Source organism: Mycobacterium interjectum (assembly GCF_900078675.2).
In the GTDB taxonomy this organism is placed as follows: domain Bacteria; phylum Actinomycetota; class Actinomycetes; order Mycobacteriales; family Mycobacteriaceae; genus Mycobacterium; species Mycobacterium interjectum.
Genome location: NZ_LT546237.1, coordinates 2,304,037 through 2,318,091 on the forward strand (window position 1 = coordinate 2,304,037; position 14,055 = coordinate 2,318,091).

Annotated in this window: 4 protein-coding genes; 3 read left to right on the plus strand and 1 reads right to left on the minus strand. The window is 68.9% G+C overall.

Annotated elements, in window-relative coordinates; translation table 11 throughout:
- Positions 1–150 precede the first annotated feature (150 nt).
- Genes BN4348_RS45475 through BN4348_RS45485 form a run of 3 tightly spaced genes read left to right on the plus strand, consistent with a single transcriptional unit; the run spans position 151 to position 2,851 of the window.
- On the plus strand, positions 151–1,311 hold the full coding sequence (locus tag BN4348_RS45475) for an acyl-CoA dehydrogenase family protein (protein ID WP_066914137.1): 1,161 nt from the start codon (positions 151–153) through the stop codon (positions 1,309–1,311).
- A 7-nt stretch (positions 1,312–1,318) separates the two neighbouring features.
- Positions 1,319–2,425, plus strand: coding sequence for an acyl-CoA dehydrogenase family protein (locus BN4348_RS45480; RefSeq protein ID WP_066914138.1), 1,107 nt, complete (start codon positions 1,319–1,321; stop codon positions 2,423–2,425).
- A gap of 3 nt (positions 2,426–2,428) precedes the next feature.
- Positions 2,429–2,851, plus strand: a complete 423-nt coding sequence (locus BN4348_RS45485; protein WP_066914140.1) for a PPOX class F420-dependent oxidoreductase — start codon at positions 2,429–2,431, stop codon at positions 2,849–2,851.
- An 11-nt stretch (positions 2,852–2,862) separates the two neighbouring features.
- On the opposite strand, the gene BN4348_RS45490 is transcribed toward BN4348_RS45485, so the two are convergent.
- Positions 2,863–13,977, minus strand: coding sequence for a type I polyketide synthase (locus tag BN4348_RS45490; RefSeq protein WP_066914141.1), 11,115 nt, complete (start codon positions 13,975–13,977; stop codon positions 2,863–2,865).
- Between the last annotated feature and the right edge of the window lie 78 nt (positions 13,978–14,055).

The window sequence follows — 14,055 nt, forward strand, 5'->3', positions numbered from 1 at the left end:
GACCGTAGGCGCGCCGACCGCCACGGCGGCCGCGCGCGACGGCGCCGCAGCGCCGGCATGTGGACTAAGCCGAGGCTGTGCACAGGCACCGAATCGGATGGGTCAAGATGGAACGAGTCGCGACGTTCACCTCGACCAAAGGAGGCTGCCATGCAGTTGGCGCTCACACCGGAGGAAGCCGCGTTCCGCGATGAGCTTCGCACCTTCTACACCACGAAGATCCCCGTGGAGCTGCGCGAGTGGGTGCGCGCCGGGGCGGCGTCGGTGCGCCGCGAGGACATCGTCACCAGCCACAAGATCCTGCACGAGCACGGGCTGGCGGTGCCGAACTGGCCGGTCGAATGGGGCGGTAAGGACTGGACGCCCACCCAGCACCAGATCTGGGCCGACGAAATGCAACTGGCGTGCGTGCCCGAGCCGCTGAACTTCAACACCAAGATGGTCGGGCCGGTGATCGCCGAATTCGGTTCCGAGGAGCTCAAACAACGCTTCCTGCCGCCGACGGCCAGCCTGGACATCTGGTGGTGCCAGGGATTCTCCGAGCCCGAGGCCGGCTCGGACCTGGCGTCGCTGCGCACCACCGCGGTCCGGGACGGCGACAGCTACGTAGTCAACGGACAGAAGACCTGGACAACGCTCGGCCAGTACGCGGACTGGATCTTCTGCCTGGTGCGCACCGACCCCCAGGCGCCCAAGCGGCAGGCCGGCATCTCGTTTCTGCTCTTCGACATGAATACGCCGGGCATCACGCTGCGGCCCATCAAGACCATCGACGGCGGCCAGGAGATCAATGAATTGTTCTTCTCCGACGTCCGGGTACCCGCCAATCAGCTTGTCGGACAAGAGAATCAAGGCTGGACATACGCGAAGTTCCTGCTGGGCAACGAACGCACCGGCATCGCCGGGGTTGGGCGCACCAAGGTGCGCCTCGCCGAGGTGAAAAAGCGCGCCACGGAAACCGGGGTGCTCGATGACCCCCTGTTCGCGGCGCGCCTCGCCGAGGCCGAGAACGAGGTGCTGGCACTGGAACTCACCCAGTCGCGGGTGGTCTCGGACTCCGCGGACGGACAGCCCAACCCGGCGTCGTCGGTGCTCAAGCTGCGCGGCAGCCAACTGCAGCAGATCGCCACCGAACTGCTGGTCGAGGTGGCCGGCCCGGATGCGCTGCCGGTCAACGGTGACGACATCACGTCGCCGGACTGGGCGCAGCACAGCGCCCCGCACTACCTCAACTACCGCAAGACGTCGATCTACGGCGGCAGCAGCGAGGTGCAGCGCAACATCATCGCGTCCACCATTCTCGGATTGTGAGGCAGTCATGGACTTTCAGTTGAGCGACGAGCAGGCCCTGCTGCGCGACACGACCCGCGACCTGCTGTCGCGCAGCTACGACCCGGAGAGCCGCAACAAGGTCATCGGCTCCGATCTCGGCTGGAGCCGCGAGGTGTGGAGTCAGCTCGCCGACACCGGGATCCTGGGCCTCGGGTTCGAGCCGGAGGAAGCCGGCCAGATCGAGATCATGGTGGTGCTCACCGAGGTGGGCCGCCGGCTGGCCCCCGAACCGATCCTGCACGGTGCGCTCGCACCGGGAGCGCTGATCGCCGAGCTGGGCAGCGACGCCCAGAAACGACAGCTCGACGAGGTCGCGGCCGGGCAACGGCTGCTGGCCTTCGCCCACCTGGAACCGGGACACCGCAAACCAACCGCCGCGGTCACCACTCAGGCTGTGCGGCAAGGCGATTCATGGACGCTCACCGGACGCAAAAACCCGGTGCTCGCCGGTGACTGCGCCGACGCCTTGGTGGTCAGCGCCGCATTGCCGGACGGCGGCACCGGCCTGTTCCTGGTCGACGCGGGCGCCGCGACCAGGCACCCCTACCCGACGTTTGACGGTCAGCGCGGCGCCCAGATCGATCTGGACGGCGCGGCCGCCGAGCCCCTCGGCGAAGCGGTCGACTCCTCCCGGGCCATCCGCGACGCCATCGTGCGCATCCAATCGGCGTTGTGCTCCGAAGCCGTCGGGGCGATGGAGGAGGCGCTGCGCCTGACCACCGATTACCTCAAGACGCGCAAGCAGTTCGGCGTCACGCTGAACAAGTTTCAGGCGCTCACCCAGCGGGCCGCCGACATGTACGTGTCGCTGGAATTGGCGCGCAGCATGAGCCTGTACGCGGCGATGTCGATCGCCGACGGCAACCTGGACCCGGTCGTCGCCTCGCGCGCCAAGGTCCAGATCGGCCGGTCCGGGCGGCACATCGCGCAGGAGTCCATCCAGATGCACGGCGGGATCGGTGTGACGGCGGAATATCCGGTCAGCCATTACGCCGCGCGGCTCACCGCGATCGAGCACACACTCGGCACCTCCGGAGACCACCTGCACAACCTGATCGACCACCTCGGCGAGTACGACTTGGCCCGGCTGTAGCCGATGGCCGAGCTGTCCGAGAAGGTCATCCAGTTCCTCTCAGCCGGCACCCGCACCGGAATGCTGGGTTACGTCGCCGCCGACGGCCGGCCTTTGGTCGCCCCGGTGTGGTTCGTCGTCGACGACGGCCAATTGGCCTTCAGCACCGGCCGGGACACCTCGAAAGGCCGCGCGCTGGCACGTGATTCACGGGTGGTGATCTGCGTCGACGATCCCCACCCGCCGTACTCGTTCGTCCAGGTGCAAGGCCTGGCATCGGTGAGCGAGGACCCACAGGACGTGCTGGACATCGCGACGCGAACCGGTGCCCGCTACATGGGCGCCGACCGCGCCGACGAGTTCGGCCGCCGCAACGCCGTTCCCGGCGAGCTGGCGGTGCGGCTGCGCCCGACCAAGGTCATCGCCGGTTTCGATATCAGCGACTGACCCGCCGGGCATCAACTCGGCTCTGGCCCCGCCACCGCTTCCGGGCTCGGCTCCTCCGGCGCTGCAACCGATTCCACCTCTGCCGCGTCCGAGTCGGACTCCGGCAGCTGACCGGCGAGGTACTCGGCGAGGCCTCCGATCGTCGGGTAGTCGAACACCGCGGTTGCGTTGATCGTGAACGCGCCGCCGAACTGGCTGTGCAGCCGGTTGCGAAGCTCGACCGCCATCAGCGAATCCGTGCCGAGGTCCAGGAACCGGCTGGTTGCGGCGGGTGGTTGCGCGAGCCTCAGGAAGCCCTGCACCTCGCGCTGCAGGAATTCGGTGATGAAAACGGCGCGCTGCGCCACCGGTATCTCCTGCAGTTGCCGGAGCAGCTCGCTGTCACCGGCGGCATCCGCGACGGCGCTGGGCAGCACCAGGTCGAGAATCGGTGGACGAGAACTGCCGAGCACCTTCGCGGCACGCTGCCAGTTGGCCTTGATGACCGTTGCCTGCGCGATTCCGTTGGCGACCGCCTCCGCCAGTGCGCTGAGGGCGGCCGAAGGCTCTAGCGGAATGAGGCCTTGCGCACCGATATTGGCGCGCGCGGCCTCCGAGGACGCCATGCCCCCCTTGGCCCAGGGACCGAAGTTGACGCCGGTCGCCGGCAAGCCCCGCGCCTGTCGTTGGGCGACCAGCCCGTCGAGCAGCGCGTTGGCCGCCGAGTAGTTGGCCTGTCCCGGCGAACCGAGCAGGCTGGACACCGAGGACGACGCGATGAAGAAGTCCAGATCGTCGCTCCTGGTCAACCGGTCCAGATAGCAGGCACCGAACGCCTTGGGCACCAACGTCGTCCGGAAGCGCTCCAGGTTCTGCTGCGACAGCAGCGCGTCGTCGAGCACGCCCGCCAGATGAACGACGCCGGCGAGCGGTGGCAACTCGGCGCGGATCCGCTCCAGCAGCTTTTCGACCTGCGCCTCGTCACCGACATCGGCGGCGAAGGTGTGGATGCGGCACCGGTAGCGCTCGGTGATGTCCTCGATTGCGCGTTGCGCGTCGGCATCTGGCGCGCGCCGGCTGGTCAACACGATGTCGCCCGCGCCGAGCTGAGCCAGATACGACGCCGTGTGCAGCCCGATCGCGCCGAGCCCACCGGTGATCAGATAGCTCCGATCGCCGTGCGGCTGCAGCGGGTTCGGCATCTGCAGCACGATCTTCCCGATATGCCGCGCTTGCTGCATCCGGCGGAACGCCGTCTTCGCCTCGGTCAGCGGGTAGATCTCGGCGGGGAGTGGGCCCCACTCGCCGTCGGCCAACCCCGCCGACACCTCACCCAGCAAGCCGCGGATGCGCTCGGGCTCTTGGAGGGTAACCGTGTCCAGCGCGACGATCTCGTAGGCGATATCGGGACGGGCCGCCGCCATCTGCTCCGGGGTCCAGATGTCGCGCTTCGCGATCTCGGCGAAGCGCCCGTTCTGGGCGGTGGCCCGCACGGTCGCTTCGACGAAGCCCTCGTTTGTCAGGCTGTTGAGCACCACGTCGACGCCGGCGCCGTCGGTATCGGCGAGGATCTGGTCGGCGAAATTCGTTGTGCGCGAGTCATAGACGTGTTCCACACCCAGCTTGCGCAGTGTCGCGCGCTTGTAGGTACTGGCGGTGGCGAAGACGGTCGCACCGTGCTGCTGGGCCATCTGGATGGCGGCCAATCCGACGCCACCGCTGGCGGCGTGGATGAGCACCCGGTCGCCGGGCTTCAGCTGCGCCCAGTCGAAGGCGAGCCGGGCCGTGAGCGCCGCGGCGGGAATGGTCGCCGCGTCCACGGCGCTCACGCGAGAGGGGATCGGCGCCAGCAACTGGGCCGGCACGTTGAACCGGCTGGAAAACGCGCCCTGCATGAAGCCGTAGACGCGCTGGCCGACCTCGAGTCCGGTGACGCCGCCGCCCACTTGGGTGACGACGCCGGCGAAGTCGCCCCCGATGGGGCCCGGATCGCCCGGGTAGAGGCCCAGCACGTTGAGCACATCGCGGAAGTTCAGCCCAGCGGCCTCCACCCGCACCTGCACATAGCCGTCGTCCGGTGGCGACACTTCCGTCTCGGTCAGGCGCAGGTTGTCGATCGCGCCGCGTTCGGTGGGCGCCAGCACGTAATCGGTTGCCCGCGGTATCGCGAGATGACCGCTGCGCGACCATTGCAACAACCGGGGTGCCAGGAATTTCCCTTGGCGCACAGCGAGTTCGGGTTCCTCGAACGGTTCACCGAGCAGGCCGGCCAGCGAGTGCACGGCCTGCTCCGATCCGTCGCAATCGATCATTCTGCAGCGCAGGGCCGGTTCCTCGTTGACGATGGTGCGGCCCAGCCCCCACAGCGCCGCCTGCACCGGGTCGGCGGCTTCGCCGGATTCGGTCGCCACGGCCCGTTCGGTGATGATCCACAAGCCACCCGGGAGTTTCACCGCCCCGTCGGCCTGCAGGGTGTGCACGGCGCTGAGCAGCTGGGCGATTTCGGTCTCCAGCCGCGCGACGGATTCGGCGCTCGACTCTTCCGCGCTCGGTCCGGTGGCGCGCCACACGATGCCCGAGAACGGCATGCCGCGCTCTTGAGCTTGCGCCAGCAGCTGCCCGAGGGGCTCCGAATCCGGGTTCCGGTCGAAGGAAATGCAGCCCGGCACGCGGGCCGCCAACTCCCCGAATCCCGCGATCAGCCACGTGCCGAGCGGGTTTCCGGCGCCGGCGACGTCGCCGCTCGGTGCCGGCGGCGGCACCTCGTGCCAGCCGAGGGCGTAGAGCAGCCGGGTGGCATCGCCGCCAAGCCCGCGCAGCAACGCCTCCCGGGGCGCGCGCTTGACCGTGAATTCCCGAATCCCGCCCAGGCGGCGGCCATCCCGGTCGAGGAAGTCGAGGTCGAAGACCTGGGTTTCGCTGTCCAGGCCGCTGGTGTGCCACTTCGCGCGGCAGTAGAACCGCCGGGGCATCTTCTCCCGCAGCTCCACCGCGCCGTACCGCAGCGGCAAGAACAGATCGCTCACGCCCTGTTCGGCCGCGAGAAGCGCCGGGAACGCCGGGAAGGCGACGCCGGTGCACAGGTCCAGCAGTACGGGATGCATCGGCTCGGTGCCGAGATGTTCGGCCAGTTCGTCGCCGACGCTGATATCGCCGATCGCCTCACCCTCGCCGAGCCACAGCGACTTCAGCGAACCGGACCAGTTGGGCCCCCACGCCAGCTCCATGTCGGCGAAGGTGTCGAAGAGTTCCTGCGGACGCATGCGATTCATCCGCTCGATGGCCGCGTCGACGGGATCCGTGGACTCCGCCGGATCGGGCGCCGGCCCGGCCTCGACGCCGGTCACGACAGTGCCGTCGGCGTTCAACGACCATTCGGCCTCGCGGGCGCCGTATGGGCGGCTGTGCACCCGGAAGCTCCAGGCCTCCGCGTTGTGCGGGCCGTCCTCCAGCGGATGCAGCGTCAGCTGCACCTCGCGAGAGGCCTTCTCCGGCAGGATGATCGGCTCGTAGAAAAAGACGTCTTGCACCCGCGCCGGCGGCCCGACGGCGGCCAGTGCCATCGCGGCGTACGTCGCCCCGGGTACGACGACGGTGCCATAGATGACGTGATCGGAAAGCCACGGCTGCGACTTGACCGACAGCCGACTGGTGTACACGCAGTCGCCCGAGGCGAGATCTTTTGCACCACCGAGAATTCCGGACACGGAGGCGCCCTGGGCGTCGATGCCGGGGACGCCGGAGGTCTTGGGCCAGAAGCTGCGCCGCTGGAAAGGATAGGTGGGCAGTTCCAGCCTGCGGCGCGGTTGCCGATGCAGCGCAGCGAATGTCGGTCGATGGCCGCTGACGTACGCCCCGGCCAGGGCTTCGGCGATCTGGCGTCGGTCGGCAACGCCCTTGCGCAAGGAGACGATCGCCCGCGGCGCGGCCAGATGTTCCGGCCAGACCTGCACCGCGGCCCCGGTCAGAACCGGCTGCGGACCGATCTCCATCAACACCGAGCAGCCCAGCGCCGCCACGGTGCGCACGCTTTCGGCGAACTGCACCGGCTGGCGGGAATGCCGCCGCCAATATTGCGCGTCGAGCGGGGTTTCCGCGGTCAGCACGGCGCCGGTGCGGTTGCAGACCAGCGGCAACGTCGGCGCCGCGAACTGCAACTGCGCTGCGTACGACTCGAATTCACCGAGCACCGGCTCCAGCAACTCCGAGTGGAAGGCGTGGCTGGTTTCCAGCCAGGTGCACCGGATCCCGTCGTTGCCGCCCCTGGCGACGATCTGTTCCAGATCCGCACCGGGTCCCGACAGCACCGTGTTGGGGCCGTTGTAGGCGGCGACCGACACTCGGGGGAACTCGTTGGCGATCTCCTCGACGTACTTGGCGTCGGCGAACACCGCCACCATCCGCCCGCCCTCGGGCAGAGTGCCGAACAGCCGGCCGCGCTCGGCAATCAGCCGCGCCCCGTCCTCGAGGCTGAAAACCCCGGCCACGCACGCCGCCGCGTACTGGCCCACGCTGTGCCCCAGCACCACGTCCGGCTCGACGCCCCACGACTGCCAGAGGCGGGCCAGGCCCATCTCGACGGCGAACAGGGCGGGCTGTGCAAATGACGTGTGCCGCACCGCTTCCGCGGTTTCCCTGTCGGTCGCGAACAGCACCTCCAGCAACGGGCGCGGCCGCATCGGATCCGCCGCTAGCGCGCAGCGCGTCACGGTGTCCGCGAAAACCGGCTCGGCGTCGAACAACTCGCGCGCCATCGCCGGGTACTGGCTGCCCTGCCCGGTGAAAAACCATGCCGTCGTGGGCCGGTCCGCGCACTCACCGCGCACCACCCCCGGTCGTAACCGGTTCTCGGCCAACTCGGCCAGCAGCTCGCGGGCGCCCTGTACCGAATCCACGACCAGCGCGGCCCGGTGTTCGAAGTGCGAACGACCCACCCCGGCCGTGCGGCACACATCGGCGATGTCCACCTTGGGATGGGCGTTCAACCATTCCTCGTATCGGTGCGCCAACGCCACCAGCGCCTCCGGTGACCGCGCGGACAGCGGTAGCAGGCCGACCGTTTCCTCTTGAGCGTCCGACTCCGAGGCGACGGCGACGTCGGAACGGACGTCGCCCGTGGAGTATTCGTCGGGCGTCGCCGGTTGCGCCGGCGCCTCCTCGATGAGCACGTGCGCGTTCGTGCCGGTGAACCCGAATGAACTGATGCCGGCGCGTCGGGGTTTGCCGTTGGCCTGCCACGGAGTCGACTTGTCCACCACGCGCACGGGCAGCGAATCCCACGGGATGTGCGGTGACGGCTTCTCGAAGTGCAGGCTCTGGGGCAACATTTCGTGCTGCAGGGACAACACGACCTTGATCAGACCGGCGACCCCCGATGCCGACTCGAGGTGGCCGATGTTGGTCTTCACCGATCCCATCAGCAACGGCCGGTCCGCGTCGCGGGCGGCACCGTAAACAGCAGCGGCCGCCTGCACCTCGATGGGATCGCCCAGGGGGGTACCCGTCCCGTGCGCCTCGAGGTAGTCGACGTCGCCGCCGACGAGACCGGCACGGGCCAGCGCCATGCTGATAAGCCGTTGCTGCGCGCCGCCATTGGGCACCGTCAAGCCGCTGGACGCGCCGTCCTGGTTGACCGCGGTGGCCGGGATGACCGCGCAGACCCGATCGCCGTCGCGTACCGCGTCGCTGAGCCGCTTGAGCACCAGAATCCCGCAGCCCTCGCTGCGCACATAGCCATCGGCGGAGGCGTCGAAGGTCTTGCATCGCCCGACGGGGGAAAGCATCCTGGCGCGTGAGGCGGCGATGATGGTCACCGGACTCAGCAAGACATTCACACCGCCGGCCAGCGCCAAATCGCAGTCACCGGAATGCAATGCCTGGCAGGCCTGGTGGACGGCCACCAGCGACGAGCTGCAGGCGGTATCGACCGCCACCGCCGGGCCTTCCAGCCCCAGCGCGAAGGCAACCCGACCCGAGATGGCATTGAGCGCATTGCCGGTGATGAACTGGGGCTCGAGCTTGTCGACCGAGTCCGCGGACAGCAGATGCGAATACTCGTTCGCGCCCACCCCCACGAAGATGCCGCTTCGGCTGCCGCGCAACGCGGACGGCGCGTACCCGGCCCGTTCGAGGCCCTCCCACGCGGTCTCCAGCATCAGCCGCTGCTGCGGATCGATCCAGATCGCCTCGCGCGGGGAAATGCCGAAGAATTCCGGATCGAATCCGTCGACCTCGTCCAGGAATCCGCCGAAGCGGCTGTAGATCTTGCCCGGAGCCTCTGGATCCGGGTCGTAGAACTCGTCGATGTCGAATCGATCCTCGGGCACCTCCGATATCGCATCGACACCGCCCGACAACACCTCCCAGAAGGCTTCGGGATTGGGCGCGCCCGGAAAGTGGCACGCCACCGCGACGATCGCGATCGGCTCGTCGGTGCGCGTCGTGACCGCCGAGGCAAGCCGGAGCCCCGACTGCGCCGACTCCTGCTCGCTGAGACCGAGCACCTCGCCGAGCAGGTAATCCACCACGTCGGACAGCCGCGGGTGATCCATCGCCAGGGTGGCCGGCACCTCCTTGCCCACCGCCTGCTCGATTCGGCGCCGCAATTCGACGGCCATCAGCGAATCCATGCCCAGATCGAAGAAACCGGCGTCCTCGCGGATTTCCGCGGCGTCGACGCGCGTCACCTCCGCCACCGCGTTCCGCAGGTGATCCGTGAGGAGTTTCTTGCGCTGCTGCACCGGGGCGTTGGTGAGCTGCTCGACCAGTTCGGTCTTCCCGGATCGCCCGAACAACCCAGCGGCGGGCGCCGATTCGGGGACCTCGCGTTCCAACTCCGCCAGGAATGGTCGCCGGCCGGCTTGCTGATACAGCGGCAGGAAGCGGTCCCAGCCGATCCGGGCCACCACCCCTTGGGTTGCCGAAGCCGCGATGAGGTCGGCCATCCCCGCCAGCGCATCGGCGGGGGACAACGTCCGGACCCCGCGCTGATCCAGTCGGGCGCGAGCCTGTTCGTCGGCCATGCCCGCCGACCACGGACCGAAGTTGACGCTGATGGCGGGCACCCCCTGGTCGCGCAGCCGCCAGGCCAGCCCGTCGAGGAAGGCGTTGGCCGCGGCGTAGGCGGTCTGACCGAACCCGCCCCATACGGAGGCGATCGAGGAGGTGCTCACGAAGAAGTCCAACTGCAAATCAGCCGCTGCTTCGCTCAAATGCCAAGCGCCCCAGACCTTTCCGGCGAATACGCGATCCACTTCCGCGTCGTCCAGGGTGCGCAGCGGAGTGGTTCCGATCTCGCCGGCGGCATGCACGATGCCCGCCAGCGGCGGCAGTTCGGCGTGCATGGTGGTCAGCAGCCGCTCGACCTCGTGCATATCGGCGACATCGGCCGCCACGACCCGGACTTCGCAGCCGTGCTGTTCGCGGATGGCGGCGATGCGCCCCTGCGCGGCATCGCCGGGCGCGCGTCGCCCGGTCAGCACCAGATGCCGGGCGCCGTGCGCGGCCAGGTATCCGGCGATTTCCAGGCCGACCGAACCCAGTCCCCCGGTCACCAGATACGTTGCGTCATCGCGCAGCGCCGGCGGGGTGGCGACCGGCGGCCCCGCCCGTCGGACCAGCCGGGGCAGATAGACCGCGTCGTCGCGCACGGCCAGTTGGTCTTCGCCGGCGGCCGAGCCGCGCGACGCCGTCACGACCTGGTCGATCAACCGCGACCATTCGTCGATGTCGTTGTCCCGGCCTCCTGACAAGTCCGCCAGTCCGCCCCACACCTGCGGGTGCTCCAGCGAGGCGGCGCGGCCAAATCCCCAGAGGCAGGCCTGATCCGGTGATACGACGTCCTCGTCGGTGACGCGTTGGGCGCCGCGGGTCACCACCCAGATGGGGATGCGCAGTTCGGCGGCGACCGCCGCGCGGAAGAGTCGTTGCGTTCCGCCGAGCACTCGGTGTTGCATGCGCAGCAGCGACCGCATCGACGGTGCGGTGTCGGATTCGAGGGCCGCGACGTGCAGGACGCGCAGCACCGATTCGTCTGCCGCCGCTTCGCGCATGGTTGCCGCGAGCCGTTCCTCGTCCGCGTCGGATGCCGGCAGCCCGACGATCCGGTGCCGGTGGCCTTGCGCGGTCAGCGCGTCGATCAACGGTGCGACCGCAGTGGCGTCGTCGCCGACGAGCAGCCAGGTGGCGGCCGCGTCCGGCGCCTCGGAAGCCCCGGCCAGCCCAGTGGATTTCTCCCAGCGAATCTCGTAGCGCACGTCCGCGATCGACTGGGTTTTGCGCTGCTGGTTGTGTTGCGCGGCAAGCTTTGTCAGCACCCTCATGGTCTGCTGATCGCCGCTCGCGCCGTCGACCAGCGCGGCGAGTTCCTCGATCCGGCCGTCCTCGAGGAGCCGGACGGCTTGGGTGCTCACGGCGGTGTTCTGTTGTTGGTTGGGGCGTTCCCGATTGTCCCGATACCAGTACTCGCGGTGCTGGAACGGATAGGTGGGCAGGTCGAGCTTGCGCGCCGGCCCTGACACGGCGCCGAAGTCGGGCAGATGGCCCAGCACATACGCGTCGGCGAGGGCTTCGGTGATCTGGCGGCGGTCAGCGGTGTTTCGACGCAATGACGCGATCGCCCGCGGTGCGGCGACCGTGTCAGGCCACGCCCGCAGCGCCGCGGCGGTGAGCACCGGTTGCGGGCCGATCTCCAGCAGCACTTTGCAGCCCAGATCGGCCAGGGTGCGCACGCTCTTGGCGAATTCCACCGGTTGGCGCGCGTGGCGACGCCAATAGGCGCCATCGAGTTTCACGCTCCTGCCGAGCGCGGCACCGGTGCGGTTGCACACCAACATCCGTTGCGGCGGGCCGAACTCGAACCGGTTCGCGTACACCTCGAAGTCGTCGAGAATCGGATCCAGCAGCGCCGAGTGGAACGCGTGGCTGGTGTCCAGCCAGTCACACCGGACGCCGTCGGCCGTCAACCCGGCCACCGCCTGCTCCAGATCCTGCCCGGGCCCCGACAGCACGGTGTTGGCACCGTTGTAGGCGGCCACCGACAGGCTGGGGAACTCGTCGGTCAGGCTCTCGACGCGCTCGGCCGCGGCGAAGACCGCGACCATCCGGCCGCCGGCCGGCAGACTGCCGAACAGGCGGCCACGCTCGGCCATCAGCAGCATGCCGTCCTCGAGACTGAACACGCCCGCGACGCAGGCCGCCGCGTACTGGCCGACGCTGTGGCCCAGCACCACGCCCGGTTCGAAGCCCCACGACTGCCACAGCCGGGCCAGGCCCATTTCCACCGCGAACAAGGCGGGCTGGGCGTAGCAGGTCTGCCGCAGCGTATCTTCGCCGTGCGGGCCGTCCGTGTCGAAGATTACGTCCAGCAGCGGTTTTTCGAGCAGGTCGGCGACCACCGCCGCGCAACGGGTCAGTGTCTCGGCGAACACCGGCTCGGTCTCGTACAGCTCGCGGGCCATGCCCGCGTACTGGCTACCTTGACCGGTGAACAGCCACGCCGTCTTCGGCGCGTCGTCGGATGTGCCGCGCACCAGCCCGGGCGCCGGGCGGTCGTCCGCGAGCGCGCCGAGCAACTCACCGGCGGATTCCTTCGAGTTGACCACCAGCGCGGCGCGGTGCTCGAAGTGTGCTCGCCCGACCCCGGCGGTGAAGCACACATCGGCCAGGGTGGCCTCCGGGTGTGCGCTCAACCAGCTGCGGTATTGATCGGCGATCTGCACCAGCGCGGCGGGCGTGCGCGCCGACAGCGGAAGGAGGCTGAACCGCCGGTCGCCGGGCGGCTCGACCGCAGCCGGTGGTGGGCCGATCTGATCTGTCGCATCGGGAGCTTCTTCGAGGATGACGTGCGCGTTGGTCCCGGCGAACCCGAACGAGCTGACTCCCGCGATACGTCGCCGGCTGTTGCGCTCCCACGGTGTGGCCTCCTGCACGACCTGCAGCGCAAGCCGGTCCCAGGGAATGTGCGGCGACGGATTGCGAAAGTGCAGGTGCGGCGGCAATAACTCGTGCTCGAGCGACAGGATGACCTTGATCACGCCCGCGATTCCCGCGGCCGCCTCCAGATGCCCGATGTTCGTCTTTGCCGAGCCGATCAACAACGGCCGGTCCGGCTCGCGACCCGCACCGAGCACCGCGCCCGCGGCCTGGGCCTCGATCGGATCGCCCAGTGATGTCCCGGTCCCGTGCGCCTCGAGGTATCCGACGTCGCCGGGTGCGACGCCGGCGCGCTTCAGTGCTTCGGCGATAACCCGTTGCTGGGCAACACCGTTCGGCACCGTCAAACCGCCCGACGCCCCGTCCTGGTTGATCGCGCTGCCGCGGATCACGGCCCGAATACGGTCGCCGTCGCGGATCGCGTCCTCCAGCCGCTTCACGACGATGACACCGCAACCCTCGCCGCGCACGTAGCCGTCCGCAGCCGCGTCGAACGTCTTGCATCGGCCGTCGGGCGCGAGCATGTGGGCGTGGGAGAAGGTGATCATCGTCGCCGGGGTGAGCAGGACGTTCGCCCCGCCGGCCAGCGCGAGATCACATTCCCCCAGGCGCAGCGCCTGGCAGGCCTGATGGATCGCCACCAACGACGAGCTGCACGCAGTGTCGACGGCGACCGACGGGCCCTGCAGCCCCAATCGGTAGCTGATCCGGCCCGCGGCGGCGGCGTTTGACGTCCCGATCGCCATGTAGGCCTCGATCTCGGGATACGTCAGCTCGTCCGATGCCATGCCCAGGTAGTCGTGGGTGGCCAATCCGACGAACACGCCGGTATTGGTGTTCGCCAAAGCCGTCGGCGCGGTGCCCGAATGCTCCACCGCGCGCCACGCCATCTCCAGCAAGAGCCGGTGCTGCGGGTCCATCAATCGGACCTCGCGCGCCGACATGCCGAAAAACGGCGCGTCGAACCCCGTTACGTCATCGACGAAACCCGCGCGACGGGTCACCACCTTCCCGGGCGCGTCCGGATCCGGGTCGAAGAATTCGTCGGCATCCCAACGGTCTTCGGGAACCTCCGATATCGCATCCCGGCCATCCCGCAGCACCTGCCAGAACTCGTCCGCGTCTGCGGCGCCTGGAAACCGTGCCGCGTAGCCGACGATCGCGAAGCCCGCAGAACCCGATGCCCCCTGCATCGGATCTTCGGCGGATGTCATGCGGTTGTCCTCCCTGTGTCGAGCGGAAGATTCGATGCCCGCGTCCTTGCGGCGCCGTGGCCGTGGTTGCTCCGAACC

Excerpts from the sequence above, each read along its gene's own strand:
- BN4348_RS45475 (WP_066914137.1), top strand. The coding sequence starts at position 151 with ATGCAGTTGGCGCTCACACCGGAGGAAGCCGCGTTCCGCGATGAGCTT.
- BN4348_RS45480 (WP_066914138.1), top strand. The coding sequence starts at position 1,319 with ATGGACTTTCAGTTGAGCGACGAGCAGGCCCTGCTGCGCGACACGACC.
- BN4348_RS45485 (WP_066914140.1), top strand. The coding sequence starts at position 2,429 with ATGGCCGAGCTGTCCGAGAAGGTCATCCAGTTCCTCTCAGCCGGCACC.
- BN4348_RS45490 (WP_066914141.1), bottom strand. The coding sequence starts at position 13,977 with ATGACATCCGCCGAAGATCCGATGCAGGGGGCATCGGGTTCTGCGGGC.